The organism is Enterobacter cloacae complex sp. HYC080_NIDB (assembly GCF_056673325.1).
This window is the reverse complement of sequence record NZ_CP114212.1, coordinates 3,237,042-3,253,504: the sequence shown is the minus strand read 5'-3', so window position 1 is coordinate 3,253,504 and position 16,463 is coordinate 3,237,042. Positions and strand designations below refer to the sequence as shown.

Annotated in this window: 17 protein-coding genes; 6 read left to right on the top strand and 11 right to left on the bottom strand. The window is 52.3% G+C overall.

Annotation, left to right across the window (positions count from 1 at the left end):
• Nucleotides 1-225 precede the first annotated feature (225 nt).
• Nucleotides 226-843 (top strand): flavin reductase family protein, encoded by a 618-nt coding sequence (locus tag O1723_RS15505; RefSeq protein ID WP_023336911.1) that lies wholly within the window; start codon nt 226-228, stop codon nt 841-843.
• On the opposite strand, the gene rna is transcribed toward O1723_RS15505, so the two are convergent.
• Nucleotides 837-1,646 (bottom strand): ribonuclease I, encoded by an 810-nt coding sequence (rna, locus tag O1723_RS15500; RefSeq protein ID WP_023336912.1) that lies wholly within the window; start codon nt 1,644-1,646, stop codon nt 837-839. The genes O1723_RS15505 and rna overlap by 7 nt on opposite strands.
• Nucleotides 1,647-1,740: 94 nt before the next feature.
• Nucleotides 1,741-3,108, bottom strand: coding sequence for an anaerobic C4-dicarboxylate transporter DcuC (gene dcuC / locus O1723_RS15495; protein WP_014882984.1), 1,368 nt, complete (start codon nt 3,106-3,108; stop codon nt 1,741-1,743).
• 458 nt (nt 3,109-3,566) lie between these two features.
• Here dcuC and O1723_RS15490 point away from each other — a divergent pair, with 458 nt between their 5' ends.
• The 3 genes from O1723_RS15490 (at nt 3,567) to cspE (ending at nt 5,582) form a co-directional block, all read left to right on the top strand.
• Nucleotides 3,567-4,535, top strand: coding sequence for an IS5-like element IS903B family transposase (locus O1723_RS15490; protein ID WP_000654804.1), 969 nt, complete (start codon nt 3,567-3,569; stop codon nt 4,533-4,535).
• 71 nt (nt 4,536-4,606) lie between these two features.
• Nucleotides 4,607-5,182, top strand: a complete 576-nt coding sequence (gene pagP / locus O1723_RS15485) for a lipid IV(A) palmitoyltransferase PagP (protein WP_014882985.1) — start codon at nt 4,607-4,609, stop codon at nt 5,180-5,182.
• A 190-nt stretch (nt 5,183-5,372) separates the two neighbouring features.
• Complete coding sequence (gene cspE / locus O1723_RS15480) at nt 5,373-5,582, top strand: transcription antiterminator/RNA stability regulator CspE (protein WP_002439184.1); 210 nt, start codon at nt 5,373-5,375, stop codon at nt 5,580-5,582.
• 219 nt (nt 5,583-5,801) lie between these two features.
• On the opposite strand, the gene crcB is transcribed toward cspE, so the two are convergent.
• Nucleotides 5,802-6,185 carry a fluoride efflux transporter CrcB gene (gene crcB / locus O1723_RS15475; RefSeq protein WP_479983839.1) on the bottom strand — a complete coding sequence of 128 codons (384 nt, stop codon included), beginning with the start codon at nt 6,183-6,185 and terminating at the stop codon, nt 5,802-5,804.
• A gap of 67 nt (nt 6,186-6,252) precedes the next feature.
• Here crcB and O1723_RS15470 point away from each other — a divergent pair, with 67 nt between their 5' ends.
• Nucleotides 6,253-7,041, top strand: coding sequence for a deaminated glutathione amidase (locus O1723_RS15470; RefSeq protein ID WP_014882987.1), 789 nt, complete (start codon nt 6,253-6,255; stop codon nt 7,039-7,041).
• Between the two features lie 125 nt (nt 7,042-7,166).
• Nucleotides 7,167-7,367, top strand: coding sequence for a twin-arginine translocase subunit TatE (tatE, locus tag O1723_RS15465; protein WP_014882988.1), 201 nt, complete (start codon nt 7,167-7,169; stop codon nt 7,365-7,367).
• Nucleotides 7,368-7,448: 81 nt separating this feature from the next.
• Here tatE and lipA read toward each other — a convergent pair whose 3' ends face one another.
• The 8 genes from lipA to mrdA all read right to left on the bottom strand — a co-directional run bounded on the left by lipA (nt 7,449) and on the right by mrdA (nt 16,463).
• A complete protein-coding gene (gene lipA / locus O1723_RS15460; protein WP_008501032.1) occupies nt 7,449-8,414 on the bottom strand; it encodes a lipoyl synthase in 966 nt (321 codons plus the stop codon).
• Between the two features lie 207 nt (nt 8,415-8,621).
• Nucleotides 8,622-9,575 (bottom strand): YbeF family transcriptional regulator, encoded by a 954-nt coding sequence (locus O1723_RS15455; RefSeq protein WP_014882989.1) that lies wholly within the window; start codon nt 9,573-9,575, stop codon nt 8,622-8,624.
• A 291-nt stretch (nt 9,576-9,866) separates the two neighbouring features.
• The gene (lipB, locus tag O1723_RS15450) at nt 9,867-10,508 is read right to left on the bottom strand and encodes a lipoyl(octanoyl) transferase LipB (protein WP_014882990.1); all 642 of its coding nucleotides are present in this window, start codon (nt 10,506-10,508) and stop codon (nt 9,867-9,869) included.
• 95 nt (nt 10,509-10,603) lie between these two features.
• Nucleotides 10,604-10,867, bottom strand: coding sequence for a DUF493 family protein YbeD (ybeD, locus tag O1723_RS15445; protein WP_003858718.1), 264 nt, complete (start codon nt 10,865-10,867; stop codon nt 10,604-10,606).
• Nucleotides 10,868-10,972: 105 nt separating this feature from the next.
• Nucleotides 10,973-12,184 (bottom strand): D-alanyl-D-alanine carboxypeptidase DacA, encoded by a 1,212-nt coding sequence (dacA, locus tag O1723_RS15440; protein ID WP_014882991.1) that lies wholly within the window; start codon nt 12,182-12,184, stop codon nt 10,973-10,975.
• A 139-nt stretch (nt 12,185-12,323) separates the two neighbouring features.
• Nucleotides 12,324-13,430, bottom strand: coding sequence for an endolytic peptidoglycan transglycosylase RlpA (gene rlpA, locus O1723_RS15435; protein WP_023336914.1), 1,107 nt, complete (start codon nt 13,428-13,430; stop codon nt 12,324-12,326).
• A gap of 16 nt (nt 13,431-13,446) precedes the next feature.
• Entirely contained in the window at nt 13,447-14,559 is a 1,113-nt protein-coding gene (gene mrdB / locus O1723_RS15430; protein WP_014882993.1) for a peptidoglycan glycosyltransferase MrdB, read from the bottom strand.
• Nucleotides 14,560-14,561: 2 nt separating this feature from the next.
• The gene (gene mrdA, locus O1723_RS15425) at nt 14,562-16,463 is read right to left on the bottom strand and encodes a peptidoglycan DD-transpeptidase MrdA (RefSeq protein ID WP_014882994.1); all 1,902 of its coding nucleotides are present in this window, start codon (nt 16,461-16,463) and stop codon (nt 14,562-14,564) included.

Here is a 16,463-nt window from a genome sequence, read left to right as displayed (position 1 = left end):
TCCAAAAGAAAACCCTCGCCGTCTGGCAGCGAGGGTTTAACTTACCCGATGATACTGGCTGAACGCTCAAGTTTGAAGTGATGAAGGTCACATTCATGTCCCATATGAATTTTCGCTGAAATTTATTCAGTCTTAATTCCAGGCGGATTGCGTTACGCTGAGTATCCTGAACCCGGGTGTTGCGCGAAGCATTATGCGTGTCTGCCCCATCAACGAGAGAGCACTATGTACTTCTATCAACCGTCTCAGGGGCACGGCCTGCCGCATGACCCGCTGAACGCCATTATTGGTCCCCGTCCGATTGGCTGGATCTCCTCTTGCGATCGGGCCGGTCAGTTGAATCTCGCGCCGTATAGCTTCTTTAACTGTTTTAACTATCGCCCGCCGATCATCGGCTTTTCCAGCAACGGCTGGAAAGACAGCGTGCGAAATATTCACGAGACAAAGGAATTTGTCTGGAATCTGGCGACGCGCGATCTGGCACATGCCATGAATCAAACCTCGGCTACGCTTCCTCACGATCGGGATGAATTTACCTTTGCAGGATTAACCCCCGCCGCAAGCCAACTGGTGAGTGCTCCCCGAGTGGCGGAAAGCCCGGTCAATTTTGAGTGCCGCCTTTCTCAGTGCATTCAGCTTACCGGAGCCGATGGCACCCCGGTTGATACCTGGCTGGTGCTGGGTGAAGTGGTGGGGATCCATATAGCGGAAACGCTACTGGAAGAGGGGATATACCAGACGGCGAAAGCGCAGCCCATCCTGCGAGCGGGTGGGCCGACGGCGTACTATGGGATCAGTGATGAGCACCGGTTCGATATGGTGCGCCCGGTGGTGGGTCAGTAACCGGCTTTATCAATGACAAATTGTTTTCCGCAGTTACCAGGATGTGGCTGCGGGGCAAAGGACGTTGTGGAAAGCGGTTGGTTAATGGTGTCTGCTTTCAGCGAAATCTGCATCTCAGTGAGATACGCCGGGTTGCCATTGCAGGTCAGCTTAAAGGCTTTGATGTTTTCTTTGCCCCAGCTTTTGGCAATGGCGTTGTCAAAATCACGACGACTGACGGCTTTACCGTAGTTAGCCGCGAGGAATTGACCGACGGCACTGTTTTTCATTTCCTGATTCATTCTCACCATGGTGCCGAAATAGGCATCGGGATCAAAACCAAAACAGACGCCATGCTTGGCGTATTCGTACCGTTCCAGGCAGGAGTTTCCGCCCGCGCCTGGCATCACCTCATTAAGTTTTGCCGCACCGGAAAGCGACAGCCCGGTTTCGGCAGCAGCACATTTGCGGCTGGCCTTTGCTTCCGGCATATTCGGGATGGGACGCGTGGCACAACCAAATCGCATCCATCGACGTTCATCCACGCCTCGTGCCGCTATCGATTTCGGCAGACCAGGCCATAACCCGTGGACGGTCAGAAAATCGGCTTTATTTTCGCTCTCTTTTTGCAGACGACATTCATCCGGTTCATTGCGGTTACGCTCAACCATGCTTTGACAAAACCCGGTTTGCCAGGACAGCGCCAGTACATAGCGATCGAAATCGCCATATTGCGTAGCGTTGAGCGGTTCTGCCTGTGCGGAGAAGACACTGAGTGCAAGCGCAACTGCGCCAGACGAGATAACAATATCCTTCCTGAACATGTGATTTCCTGATTGGTTGTGCTCGATTAATTTTTGGGAGTTATTAAAGCACAAAAAGCGCCAGCAGGCGCTTTTTGGAAATCAGGAATTTTACTTAGGCAGCGCCGGGAACCAGCACTTCGGTAGCAATAATGACGATGATCAGGCCAACCAGCACCGGGACTGACGTGCGTTTGACGACCTCAAACGGAGAGATTTTTGCCATACCGGCAACCGCAACGACCACGCCTGAAACAGGAGAGATAGTGCGACCCAGGTTTGAGGCCTGAAGCATCGGAATAGACAGGTAAGCCGGGTTGATGCCAGAGGAGTGAGCCAGCTTAGGGATCATCTCAACGAAAGCGTAAAACGGCGCGTTACCAGAACCGGTGGTCATCGCCGCCAGCATGGTCAGAACGACCAGCACCAGCATCAGGATAATACTGGCTGAGCCGAACGACGTGGCGATGGAGATCAGGCTCTGGATAAAGCCAATAGTGCTCAGACCCTGGGCAAACACGCCTGCCGCAACCAACAGCATCACCACGCCCGCGAAGGCATCCGCCATTCCACGATACGCCACTTCCAGGCCGGAGAAGACTTTTTGCGTGTTGAAACCGCGCACGAATTCCAGCACGGCAGCCAGCAGCATACAGATGACCAGAATAGTAATAATGTGCAGCTGTGGACCCCATTTGCCGTCAAAAATCAGCACGCCGATAATCGGTGTGAACGGCAGAATGGCGTAGAACGCTGGAGCGGTGGTGGTGATTTCGCTGACATCCATCATCTCATGGCTGATGTTCTCTTTTTTATCGAGATAGCGCTGCCAGAAGAAATGCGCGACCCCCATTCCCACAATGGCGACAATCGAGATCGGCAGCGTGGTCTTAAAGGCGAAGTCGATCAGCGACATCTCGGCTGCTTTGGCGGCCAGCACAACGTCGCCAGAGGTTGGGGAAAGAATAATGGCGGCCGGTGATGCGCAAATGGCTGCCGCTGCACCGCGGCTGATGCCCACGTTCACCATCACCGGGAACAGCGTGGCCATTAACAGTACGCCAAGACCGGTGGCCGATGAAACGGCCAGCGACATCAGACAGGCGAGGAAATAGGCGGCAACCATTAACAGATACGGGGAGTTAATATACTGCAGGGGTTTCGAGGCAAGCTTAACCACCATGTCATTAGCGCCGATATGGGTCATGTAGGCGGCAAAACCGCACAGCATCATGATCATCATACCGAGATCGCCGCCACGGCTCATGAGCAGTATTTTAATATATTCAACAATATCCGTGGCAGTATAACCCGTGCTGGCTGCGCTGGCAGGTAATACCTGATGCCCCATTAATGCGCTGACAATCAGGAGAGTTAAGCCGCCAACAAATAAAACGCCCGTGGCTGAGTACCCTTTAATGATGTAGCGGGCTACACCGACAATGACGACGACCCCAATAAGGAGTTCGATAAACGTAAGCATGGTTTCCCCTGTATCCTGTGCCCTGAGGTAGAAAAAAATTAATAAAATAAGAAGGATGAAAATGTGCCGAATTAATGGCCTGTCCTTGCTGATTAAAATCAATAAATAGACGACTAAAGAACAGTATCACAGCGTTTTTGCCATGGCCCAGGCATTTATGTCATCAGGAAGTTGACCGCCAGAAACAGCGTAGCATGTCTCTTTAATGATAACAAAATGTTAAAATTATGTGTTTTTCGGCCTGTTAATCGGGATGGATGAAAATGTTATAGTCATACATATTGTAGGTTTATTTGGGCCAGCCTGAACGCTGCCTTAAGAATATTCCCGAAAAGAGGCCTGATATTTAGGAGTAGTGCTGATGCCGTTAAGACATGGTTCAACTATTGTGTGGTAAACTTTGCTTCGAATATTAAGAATGGTAATGGCTTTGTTGAATAAATCGAACTTTTGCTGAGTTGAAGGATCAGATCACGCATCTTCCCGACAACGCAGACCGTTCCGTGGCAAAGCAAAAGTTCAAAATCACCAACTGGCCCACCTACAATAAAGCCCTCATCAACCGTGGCTCCATAACTTTCTGGCTGGATGATGAAGCTATTCAGGCCTGGTATGAGTCAGCAACACCTTCTTCACGAGGCAGACCTCAGCGCTATTCTGACCTTGCCATCACGACTGTGCTGGTCATTAAACGCGTATTCAGGCTGACCCTGCGCGCTGCGCAGGGCTTTATTGATTCCATTTTTTCTCTGATGAACGTTCCGCTACGCTGCCCGGATTACAGCTGTGTCAGCAGGCGGGCAAAGTCGGTTAATGTCAGTTTCAAAACGCCCACCCGGGGTGAAATCGCACACCTGGTAATTGATTCCACCGGGCTGAAGGTCTTCGGTGAAGGCGAGTGGAAAGTCAAAAAGCATGGCCAGGAACGCCGCCGTATCTGGCGTAAGCTGCATCTCGCCGTTGACAGTAAAACACATGAAATCATCTGCGCTGACCTGTCGCTGAACAACGTTACGGACTCAGAGGCCTTCCCCGGGTTAATCCGGCAAACCCACCGGAAAATCAGGTCAGCCGCCGCCGATGGCGCTTACGATACCCGGCTATGTCACGATGAACTGCGGCGTAAGAAAATCAGCGCGCTTATCCCTCCCCGAAAAGGTGCGGGTTACTGGCCCGGTGAATATGCAGACCGTAACCGTGCAGTGGCTAATCAGCGAATGACCGGGAGTAATGCGCGGTGGAAATGGACAACAGATTACAACCGTCGCTCGATAGCGGAAACGGCGATGTACCGGGTAAAACAGCTGTTCGGGGGTTCACTGACACTGCGTGACTACGATGGTCAGGTTGCAGAGGCTATGGCCCTGGTACGAGCGCTGAACAAAATGACGAAAGCAGGTATGCCTGAAAGCGTGCGTATTGCCTGAAAACACAACCCGCTACGGGGGAGACTTACCCGAAATCTGATTTATTCAACAAAGCCAATGGTAATTGCATTGTGAGCTTACGTAATACTTTTTTCTCTCTTTTATTGTTTATTTTTGGTCAGTTAACGTTTTCATCTGTTGCACAGGCAGAAGACAACGCGACGAATAAAGGCTGGTTCTCTACTTTTACGGATAATGTTTCGCAGACCTGGTCAGCACCTGAACATTATGATCTCTATGTACCGGCAATAACGTGGCATGCGCGCTTTGCTTATGACAAAGAGAAAACAGATAAATACAACGAGCGCCCGTGGGGGGCTGGTTTTGGTCAGTCACGCTGGGATGAGAAAGGAAACTGGCACGGCATCTATCTGATGGCCTTTAAAGACTCGTTTAATAAATGGGAACCGATTGGGGGTTACGGCTGGGAGAAAACGTGGCGCCCGCTGGCGGACGAGAATTTCCACGTCGGGTTAGGCTATACCGCAGGAGTGACGGCGCGTGATAACTGGAACTACATTCCGATCCCCGTGCTGCTGCCTTTGGCCTCGATTGGCTATGGCCCGGCAACGTTCCAGATGACCTACATCCCCGGGACGTACAACAACGGTAACGTTTACTTCGCCTGGATGCGTTTTCAGTTTTGACTGAAAAAAGGTTACCAGCTGGTGAAAAAACGCGCAGGCATTGATTCCTAAGCGATAAAAATCTGCCAGTGAAAATTAACGCGACTTTAGTCACTTTTTGTCAAAGATCCGCTGGACAAAAGGTCCCACAATTGTTGTACTGGTAACCGACACAGCATTTGTGTCGTTTTTTAATGTAAAGGTAATTTTGATGTCTAAGATTAAAGGTAACGTTAAGTGGTTTAATGAGTCCAAAGGATTCGGTTTCATTACTCCTGAAGATGGCAGCAAAGATGTGTTCGTACACTTCTCTGCAATCCAGTCTAATGGTTTCAAAACTCTGGCTGAAGGTCAGCGCGTAGAGTTCGAAATCACTAACGGTGCCAAAGGCCCTTCTGCTGCTAACGTAATCGCTCTGTAATTCAGACGCGTCAGCAAGAATTTCAAAACCCGCTCATTGAGCGGGTTTTTTTCGTTATGAATCAGCCAAGCAGGTACATTTTCAGGAAGCTGGCAACGATCAGTACGCTCAACAACACCATTCCTGCGCTCATCAGATTCTGTTTCATTCTGTCACCCTCGTTCAGTATGGCCTCCAGAGTGACAGAGAAAAATTAAGCCAACATTAACGCCCCGGCGGTTAATGCGTGCTTACTGAGGAAAATAGCCAAAATGCGATCCCCGTCATCGCGAAGGATCCAAGCATGTTGATCGCGATATTCACCAGCGCCCAGCCGATACGGCCTTCCTGAAAGAGAAAAACCGTTTCCGCAGAAAAGGTTGAGAAAGTCGTTAAACCGCCACAGAACCCGGTGGTAATCAGGACCTTCCACATGGGATCGATGTGCGTCATCCGGTTAAACCAGGCCAGCCCCATACCAATGATAAAAGCACCAATCAGGTTGGCAGCCAGTGTCCCCATGGGAATCGCCCGGTGCAGGGGGTTAAACCGCATACTCAGGAACCATCTCGCAACGCTCCCTGTGCCTCCACCAATAAAAACAGCCAAAAGGAGTTGTAACACGCTAAATACCTGCTATTTGATGTGTAAGAGTAGCGAGTTTAACGCTGTTTATGATGAGGGGACAAATATGTATGTGGCGGTAGGGCAGTTTGCAGTCACGCCTGACTGGCAGGTTAATGCACTACAATGCGTGAACCTGATGACACAGGCCCGGCAGAAGGGCGCGTCGCTGTTGGTTCTCCCGGAAGCGCTGCTGGCAAGGGATGATAATGACCCGGATCTGTCCGTGAAGTCCGCGCAGCCGCTTGATGGCGACTTTTTACAGCCGTTGCTCACCGAGAGCGTGGGTAACGCGATGACGACCATCTTAACAGTGCACGTTCCTTCAGCGCCGGGGCGCGCCGTAAATACGCTGGTGGCTATCCGTGATGGCGTGATTATCGCGCGCTATGCCAAGCTTCATCTTTATGATGCGTTCAGCATTCAGGAGTCACGGCGTGTTGACCCTGGAGACCGCGTTGCGCCGTTAATTGATATTGACGGGTTTAAGGTTGGGTTAATGACCTGCTACGACCTGCGTTTTCCTGAGCTGGCATTGCATCTGGCTCTGCAAGGGGCAGACGTGCTGGTATTGCCTGCTGCATGGGTTAAGGGACCGCTGAAAGAGCAGCATTGGGCAACGCTGCTTGCGGCGCGCGCGCTGGACACGACCTGCTATGTCGTTGCTTCCGGGGAGTGTGGCAATAAAAATATCGGGCAGAGCAGGGTGGTTGATCCACTGGGAGTCACGGTTGCCGCAGCAGCGGAAGCGCCGGTGCTGCTGATGACGGAGATATTTTTAGAAAGAATTGCGCTTGCGCGTCAGCAATTACCTGTTCTTCGTAACCGACGCTTTGCGCCACCGCAATTAATGTGATGTTTTTTTCAACAATGCTTGATTCACCTTGTTACAGATTGCTATTGTGTGCACGCGCCAAATGACCGTTAATACAGTCAGGTTTTGGCGCTGAATGCAGCCTGTTTTATGTAAAGAAGGTATCTATGGGTGAGATTAGTATTACCAAACTGCTGGTGGTTGCTGCACTGGTCGTCCTGCTGTTTGGTACCAAGAAGTTACGCACGCTGGGTGGTGACCTGGGGGCTGCCATCAAAGGCTTTAAGAAAGCGATGAACGACGATGATGCAGCCGCGAAGAAAAGCGCTGAGGACATCCCGGCAGAGAAGCTTTCTCACAAAGAGTAATAGCAATGCCTGAGGGCTTGCGAAAAAAAACCGGCTCATCAGGCCGGTTTTTTTGCATTACTGTAAATGGATATTACAGCACTATTTGACTTCTTCGCCTTTTGCCTGCATATCAGCATGGTAAGAAGAGCGAACAAACGGACCGCATGCTGCGTGGGTAAAGCCCATCGCCAGCGCTTCGGCTTTCATCTCATCAAACTCATCCGGGCTAACGTAGCGCTGTACCGGCAGATGGTGACGGCTTGGCTGCAGATACTGGCCCAGCGTCAGCATGGTCACACCGTGGCGGCGCAGATCGCGCATCACTTCGATGATTTCGTCATTAGTTTCACCCAGACCGACCATCAGACCTGACTTGGTAGGGATATGCGGATGGGCTTCTTTAAAGCGCTCCAGCAGCTTCAGAGACCAGTTGTAATCCGCACCCGGTCGTACCTGACGATAAAGACGCGGCACGTTCTCCAGGTTGTGGTTAAACACATCTGGCGGCGTCGCGGTCAGGATGTCCAGCGCACGGTCCATACGGCCGCGGAAGTCAGGAACCAGCGTCTCGATTTTAATGTTCGGGCTTTTCTCGCGAATAGCAGTAATGCAGTCAGCGAAGTGCTGAGCTCCACCATCGCGCAGATCGTCACGGTCAACGGATGTGATGACCACATAACGCAGCGCCATGTCAGCGATGGTTTGCGCCAGTTTTTGCGGCTCGTTAGCATCGGGCGCGACTGGGCGGCCATGAGCAACGTCACAGAATGGGCAGCGGCGGGTACAGATGGCACCCAGAATCATAAACGTCGCGGTGCCGTGATTGAAACATTCAGCAAGGTTAGGGCAAGACGCTTCTTCACAGACGGAGTGAAGGCCATTCTTGCGCATCGCCGCTTTGATCCCCTGGATACGCGAAGAGTCAGCCGGAAGTTTGATTTTCATCCATTCCGGTTTTCTTAACAGCGCCTCGCGCTCGGTAGCCACGTTTTTAACCGGGATAAGGGCCATTTTATCGGCATCGCGGTATTTAACACCGCGTTCCATCACAATGGGTTTACTCATAGCGTGCGTGTTCCAGTTGCGAATATCGAAGGAAAGCGTTTCAATTCAAGGGAATGTTGTATTTATCAACTATTTTTGAACGAACGACAGGCAGTATATCATTGAAACGGCCATGAAAGCAGCCTGCCACGTCGTCAATTTGTAAAATAGTTGTTGTTTTGTGCCTTTCGCCCTGCTTGTGGCAGGGGCTTGTGCTGACACTCGCTGTCAGAAGGCCTGACGGATAATGCGGATGACGTTTTCCAGTACCGGATCGCGCAAACTGAGTTTGTTGTAATGCAGTGAAATCTCGATAGATTCCGCATTGAGCTGGCTGAGCGGAATACTCTCCAGCGACCAGCATTTCCGCAGCAGGTGATACAGGCGTGAAGGCATGATGCACAGCATATCGCTGCTGCCAATCAGGGAGGCGGTGGTAAACATATTGTAACTGCTGAAACTGATCTGACGTTCCGGGAAAATTTCATCAATGCGCTGGCGCAGACCATGGTTGGACTGCCCTTCGGTCATGAAAGACGAGTGGTCGTAATTGCGCAGGTTCTCAATGGTTAACGGCTCGCTGAGCGCGGGATGCTGCTGGCGGCAAACCAAAACCAGATTATCGGCATAAAGCACGTTTTGCCCCAGCGCTCTGGCGCTGAAGCTGCCGCTCTCAATAACCAGATCCGTCTGGAACTGGGCAAGCTGAACGTCAGGTTCGTTGAGTGGCACATTGCGCAGCAGAAGCTGGGGAGCATGCTCTTTCACGGCCTGGTAGATGGCGGGCATGACCAGCACGCCCACTGAAGGAGAGCAGCCGATGGTGATCGTTCTTTGTTTGTCATAGCTCCCGGTTAAATCCAGCGCACCCAGAATCGACTCCAGCCCCTGGCTGATGTATTCGTGGAGGTGGGTCGCATAGGCCGTCGGCGTGACGCCCTGGCCTTTACGGATAAATAACGGGTCAGGAAATATAGCGCGTAGCTTTTGAATCGACTGACTTATTGCCGATGGCGTGAGATTAAGAATTTTCGCAGCGTTAACGATACCCTTATGGACATATACTGCCTCAAAAATAGTCAGTAAATTGAGATCAATATTACGTAAAGTCCGAAAAATTTGTGGCTTGTCTTCGCCACCGGGTTCATTCAGTCGTTTGGCTGGTAAATTAGTAGACTCCACGCTTTCACTCCGTATACATTCACAATATGAATGATAGTTGAATTTATTTATTATGCTTGTAGAGATTCGTAAAGTGTTGGTTTTGTTTCACTTGTTTATCAAAAACAAACAGTTGTGTGATTATCACTCACGTTACTTAGCCTGTGTATGCCGTGCTGTCCGGAGGCTAAATAATATGTAACGGCAATATTCGGGCGCTTCGAAAATATAGAATCTGCGGATTATTGTAAAGCGTAAAAGCGGTAAATAAATAGTTGCCCGTCAAATTAACGGGCTCCCCTGTATGATATATTAAGCAGGGATATATTCATGCGGTGGATTGTTAAGTAGCGCTAACACATTCTTCAGAAGAACAGGGCGTATATTATCTGGCGTGGCGGTATCTACCCACTGGCGCATCTGCGTCATTTCCATACCGGCGTAGCCGCAGGGATTTATGCGCTGGAAAGGCGTCAGATCCATATTAATATTCAACGCCAGACCATGGAAGGAACAGCCTTTACGAATACGTAGCCCCAGCGAGCAGATCTTCATTTCGCCAACGTAGACGCCTGGAGCATCGGCCCGCGGATGCGCGTCAATACCATATTCCGCCAGCGTGTTGACGACGGTTTGTTCCAGCAACGTCACCAGCTCACGCACGCCAAGCTTTCTGCGCTTCAGATTAAGCAGGACGTACATCACCTGCTGGCCCGGGCCGTGATAAGTCACTTGTCCACCCCGATCGCTCTGGATCACCGGGATATCGCCCGTCATTAATAAATGTTCCGCTTTACCGGCCTGACCCTGGGTAAATACCGGCAGGTGTTCAACCAGCCAAATTTCATCAGGGGTCGTGTCATCGCGTGAATCGGTGAAGTCATGCATAGCCTGGGAGACAGGCTCATAAGGTTGCAGCCCGAGATGACGGACCAGAATTTTATCCTGATACAAAACAGCGTCTCCGAAGACGAGGAACCAATGATGAGGGGGAGTATATCACAGCGGGGGAGAGGGGTTACCCGGTAAGCCGGGTAACCGCAAAGGGACTACAGCACCATACGCACAATTTCGATATTGCCGAGTTCTTCGTAGAGCGTCTCAACCTGTTCGATATGGGTCGCGGTGATAGTAATAGAAACCGAGTGGTAGTTGCCCTTGCTGCTTGGTTTTACTGACGGAGAGTAATCACCGGGCGCATGGCGCTGTACCACTTCAACCACCTGATCAACCAGCTCAGGTTTCGCCAGACCCATTACTTTGTAGGTAAATGGGGTAGGGAATTCAAGCAGTTCGTTAAGTTTGGTTTTCATGTCAGCTCCGGCGTAACGTCAAAAAGAATAACTCCCACGTCAGGTGGGAGTTATCAGGATACTTAGTATATGGGGATCAAAATCACACTTTCAAGTGTTCGATTTTTAGCCAAACCAGTGATGGAACATCAATTTAATGTAATCAATGATTTTGCCGAAGAAATTGCCTTCAGGAATTTCCTGCAGAACAACCAGCGGACGCTGATCGATAGTCTTGCCATCCAGCTGGAAGTTGATGGTACCCACGACCTGATTTTTCTGCAGCGGGGCATGCAGTTCGGTGCTGTTCAGGACGTAGCTGGCCTTCAGATCCTTCATACGACCGCGAGGAATGGTCAGGTACAGATCTTTATCAACGCCGAGGGAAGCACGGTCGTTGTCGCCGAACCACACTGGCTCAGACGCGAACTCTTTGCCTGCTTTCAGCGGATTCACGGTTTCGAAGAAACGGAAGCCCCAGGTCAGCAGTTTCTTGCTTTCGGTTTCACGACCTTTAAAGGTACGACCGCCCATCACGGCAGAGATCAGACGCATCTGGCCTTCAGTGGCAGAGGCCACCAGGTTGTAACCGGCTTTATCGGTATGACCTGTTTTGATACCGTCAACGTTCAGGCTGTTATCCCACAGCAGGCCGTTACGGTTGGTCTGACGAATACCGTTGAAGGTAAACTCTTTCTCTTTATAGATGGAGTATTCGTTCGGTACGTCGCGGATCAGGGCTTGACCAATCAGTGCCATATCACGTGCGGAGCTGTACTGACCGTCTGCATCCAGGCCGTGTACGGTCTGGAAATGGCTGTTTTTCAGACCCAGCGCGGTGACGTAGCTGTTCATCAAGCCGACGAAGGCATCCTGGCTACCGGCGGCGAAATCAGCCATTGCTACGCATGCATCGTTACCTGACTGCAGGTTGATACCCCGGATTAACTGGGAAACCGGAACCTGCATACCGGGCTTCAGGAACATCAGAGAAGAACCTTTGAACACAGGGTTCCCGGTTGCCCACGCATCGTTACCAATGGTGACCAGATCCGTTTCTTTGAATTTACCGGCTTTCATGGCCTGGCCGATAACATAGCTGGTCATCATTTTGGTCAGGCTGGCCGGGTCACGGCGGGCATCGGCGTTCTGTTCTGCCAGAACTTTGCCAGAGTTGTAATCGATCAGGATGTAGGATTCCGCGTCGATTTGCGGAACGCCAGGGATCATGGTCTTGATATTCAGGTCATCGGCATGAGCAGCAGAGAGTGCTGCTGCGCAAAGGGCCGTGGTCAGCGCCATGCGCTGCACAAAACGAGCAGAAAAAGTGGTCTTCATGGTCAGAACTACGACATCCGTGATGGAATTAAAAAAAGTGCCTTACTATAGCAAATGCTATTCAGGCAGGCATCCGACTTTAAGCATGAGTTTGTGAATGCGTTTTACACAAACTGACATTTCGGATACCGCCGATTAATTATTTTGCAACAGTGACGAAGGACTGCAGTTGTGCTTCGCTCTGCAAACGCTGTTGCAGAGACGCTGCCTGCGATTTACTGGCAAAAGGCCCCATCTGAATACGCCAGACCACGCCGTTCTGCTCAACGCGTCCAGGTACGCCAAACTGCTGGCTTAGACGCTGTTGATACTGCTGGGCTCGGGCCTGATCGCTCACTGCCCCCACCTGAACGACAAAGCCGCCGCTGGCTGCTGCTGGCGCAGCGGCTGCCGCGCTTTGCGTGGTCGCTGGCGCTGTTACCGGCGCTGGCTGCGTCACCGGAGCCGCAACCGGGGCTGGCGTCGGCTCACTGCCTTCCAGCACGCCCGTCGCTAAGGTCGTCGGTGCGCCTAAAAAGCCGCTACTTTTTACCGGGGCGCCAGTGGAATCATCGCTTTGCAGCGTATCATTGCTGATTGGACGTATTTCTCCCGCCGGCTGAGAAGGCTCAGCCGGAGAAGAGACGCTACCCATTCCGCCGTCAAGATTTGGGCGGTCTGGCAGGGCATAGGTCTGCTTCGCCACCGTCGTACAGGCGGTACCCGGCCCGGACATCGAGCCATCCTGCGCCACGATAATCGGGTCAATGCGAACTTTGGTGTTGTTCGACGTGTTCAGGCGATCGGCAGACGCGCGGGACAGAGAAATCACCCGGTCATTACCATATGGACCACGGTCATTAATACGCACGACGATCATGCGACCATTAGCCAGGTTAGTGATACGCGCGTAGCTTGGAATTGGCAGCGTTGGGTGCGCGGCAGTGAGCTGCATGGGGTCAAATGTTTCACCGGATGCCGTGAGGTTACTGCCCGGTTCTGCATCATAAATGGCAGCAAAGCCCGCCTGGCTGAAGCGGGAAGGGTCCTGCACGATTTTGTAGCTTTTGCCGTCGCGCTCGTAATCCTGATTCGCGCTGGCATTCAGCGGTTCATAAACGGGATCGGCCCCACTGATTTCAACGATCGGACCATTACACACCGCAGGCTGCGGCGGCGCGACGGTTGCCTGTTGCTGACCATCATCACTTGTGCAGGCCGCAAGTAAACTTGCCGCGATGCAGATCCCCAGCCACTGCTTACGCATTCCGATCCCCTTATTTTTAAACGCTTTTTGACAACATTTTTCTGTGGGTATGGATCGACATCACGATCCCAAACCCGGCCATCAACACGATCAGTGCCGAGCCTCCGTAACTGACCAGCGGCAGCGGTACGCCTACTACCGGCAGAATACCACTCACCATACCAATATTTACGAAGACATAAACGAATAAAATCAGCATCAATCCGCCTGCCATGACGCGGCCGAAGGTGGTTTGCGCCCGGGCGGCAATCCACAATCCTCGCATGATCAACAGCACGTAGAGCGCGAGCAAAATCAGGATACCAACCAGCCCCAGCTCTTCAGCCAGTACCGCAAAGATAAAGTCGGTGTGACGTTCCGGTAAAAATTCCAGCTGCGACTGGGTACCGTGCAGCCAGCCTTTACCGCGCAGGCCGCCGGAGCCAATCGCAATCTTGGACTGAATAATATGATAGCCCGCACCGAGCGGGTCAGTTTCCGGGTCGAGAAGCATCATAACGCGCTGGCGCTGGTAATCATGCATCAGGAAGAACCAGAGGATAGGGATAAACGCCGCAATCAGCACCACAGCGATACCAATCAGACGCCAGCTTAAGCCCGACAGGAAAAGGACAAACAGACCGGAGAGCGCGATAAGGATCGAGGTGCCGAGGTCAGGCTGCGCAGCAACCAGCAGCGTCGGCAGGAAGATCAGCACCAGCGCGATCGCGGTGTTTTTCAGCGACGGCGGACAGACATCACGGTTGATAAAGCGCGCCACCATCAGGGGGACGGCAATTTTGGCAATCTCCGAGGGCTGGAAACGAACAACGCCCAGATCCAGCCAGCGCTGCGCCCCTTTTGAGATGGCGCCGAACGCGTCTACTGCCACCAGCAAAATAATACAGAAGATATAGAGATAGGGCGCCCAGCCTTCATAGACGCGCGGTGGGATCTGCGCCATCACCACCATGATGACCAGACCCATCGCGATCTGGCCGATTTTGCGTTCCATCATACCGATGTCCTGACCACTGGCGCTCCAGATAACCAGGGCGCTGTAAACCAGCAGAGCCAACAGGATCAGCAGCATGGCTGGGTCGATGTGGATTTTATCCCACAACGATTTTTTGTTTGGATTATCCGTCATGATTATTGGTCCTCCGCCGCAGCGGCGGCCGGGTTTTCAGCCGGCAGTTCGGTGTTGTTATCACCCAGCATAATGTGGTCGAGGATTTGGCGCATGATGGTCCCTACCGCCGGGCCAGCGCCGCCGTTTTCCAGAATCATCGCCACCGCCACCTGCGGGTTATCGTAAGGGGCAAATGCCGTCATGAGCTTATGGTCACGCAGACGTTCAGCAATGCGGTGTGCGTTGTAGGTTTCGTTGGCTTTCAGGCCAAAGACCTGCGCCGTACCGGATTTTGCAGCCACTTTATACGGCGTTCCGGCGAAATATTTGTGCGCGGTACCGTTCGGACGGTTTGCTACGCCGTACATACCGTCTTTCGCGATTTCCCAGAAGCCGGAATGAATGTCACCCACGGGCGCTTCATGGGGCTGTACCCACGGCACCTTTTTGCCGTCTTCAACGGTGCTTTGCAGCAGATGCGGGACTTTGACCACGCCATCGTTAATGAGGATCATCATCGCTTTGTTCATCTGAATCGGCGTTGCGGTCCAGTAGCCCTGGCCGATACCCACCGGAATGGTATCACCCTGATACCACGGCTTCTTAAAGCGCTTCAGCTTCCACTCGCGCGTCGGCATGTTGCCGGATCGCTCCTCTGAAAGGTCGACGCCGGTGTAGTGCCCGTAGCCGAACTTGCTCATCCATTCTGACAGGCGGTCAATCCCCATGTCATAGGCGACCTGATAGAAGAAGGTATCCGCTGACTCTTCCAGAGATTTGGTCACGTTCAGATGGCCGTGGCCCCATTTTTTCCAGTCGCGATAGCGTTTTTCAGACCCGGGTAGCTGCCACCAGCCCGGGTCAAACAGGCTGGTATTACGGTTGATGACACCCGCACTCAGCGCCGAGACCGCCACATACGGTTTCACCGTAGATGCCGGCGGGTAAACGCCTTGCGTGGCGCGGTTTACCAGCGGCGTATTGGGATCATTCAGCAGGCCGGAATAGTCTTTACTGGAGATGCCGTCAACAAAAAGGTTCGGATCATAGCTAGGCATGGACACCATAGCCAGAATTCCCCCGGTACGCGGATCGGTGACCACGACGGCGGCGCGACTGCCCGCCAGCAGGGTTTCAATATACTGCTGCAGTTTGAGGTCGAGCGTCAGATAGACGTCATGCCCCGCCTGAGGCGGAACTTCTTTCAGCTGTCGAATGACGCGGCCACGATTGTTAACCTCAACTTCTTCATAGCCGGTTTGTCCATGCAGGACATCTTCGTAGTAGCGTTCGATCCCGAGCTTGCCGATATCGTGCGTCGCGGCATAGTTCGCCAGCTTGCCGTCTTTATCAAGGCGGTCAACGTCTTTGTCGTTAATCTTGGAAACGTAGCCAATGACGTGCGTCAGCGCGGAGCCGTAAGGATAGTAGCGACGTTTGTAACCCTTCACTTCCACGCCGGGGAAGCGGTACTGGTTCACCGCAAAACGGGCCACCTGAACTTCCGTCAGATTGGTTTTCACCGGAATGGAGGTAAAGCGGTGGGAACGGGCGCGCTCTTTTTTGAAGGCTGCGATATCGTCATCGTTGAGATCGACAACGCTTCTTAGCGCCTCCAGCGTGTCCTGAACATTATCGACCTTTTCCGGCATCATCTCGATTTGATAGATGGTGCGGTTTAGCGCCAGAGGGGTGCCGTTACGGTCGTAGATAATGCCGCGGCTGGGTGCGATAGGCACCAGCTTGATGCGGTTTTCGTTTGAACGCGTCTGGTAATCGGTAAAGCGGACGATTTGCAGATTATAAAGGTTGGCGATCAGCACGCCGGTAAGCAGCAAAATCCCCGTAAAGGCGACCAGTGCCCTGCGCACAAAAAGCGCGGACTCAGCCGTATAGTCGCGAAAAGAATTCTGTAGTTTCAT

Bases quoted from the DNA above. Each gene is read 5' to 3' on its own strand.
- rna (WP_023336912.1), bottom strand. From the start codon at position 1,646: ATGTTCAGGAAGGATATTGTTATCTCGTCTGGCGCAGTTGCGCTTGCA.
- lipA (WP_008501032.1), bottom strand. From the start codon at position 8,414: ATGAGTAAACCCATTGTGATGGAACGCGGTGTTAAATACCGCGATGCC.
- mrdA (WP_014882994.1), bottom strand. From the start codon at position 16,463: ATGAAACTACAGAATTCTTTTCGCGACTATACGGCTGAGTCCGCGCTT.
- mrdB (WP_014882993.1), bottom strand. From the start codon at position 14,559: ATGACGGATAATCCAAACAAAAAATCGTTGTGGGATAAAATCCACATC.
- dcuC (WP_014882984.1), bottom strand. From the start codon at position 3,108: ATGCTTACGTTTATCGAACTCCTTATTGGGGTCGTCGTCATTGTCGGT.
- rlpA (WP_023336914.1), bottom strand. From the start codon at position 13,430: ATGCGTAAGCAGTGGCTGGGGATCTGCATCGCGGCAAGTTTACTTGCG.
- ybeD (WP_003858718.1), bottom strand. From the start codon at position 10,867: ATGAAAACCAAACTTAACGAACTGCTTGAATTCCCTACCCCATTTACC.
- O1723_RS15470 (WP_014882987.1), top strand. From the start codon at position 6,253: ATGTATGTGGCGGTAGGGCAGTTTGCAGTCACGCCTGACTGGCAGGTT.
- dacA (WP_014882991.1), bottom strand. From the start codon at position 12,184: ATGAAGACCACTTTTTCTGCTCGTTTTGTGCAGCGCATGGCGCTGACC.
- cspE (WP_002439184.1), top strand. From the start codon at position 5,373: ATGTCTAAGATTAAAGGTAACGTTAAGTGGTTTAATGAGTCCAAAGGA.
- O1723_RS15505 (WP_023336911.1), top strand. From the start codon at position 226: ATGTACTTCTATCAACCGTCTCAGGGGCACGGCCTGCCGCATGACCCG.
- tatE (WP_014882988.1), top strand. From the start codon at position 7,167: ATGGGTGAGATTAGTATTACCAAACTGCTGGTGGTTGCTGCACTGGTC.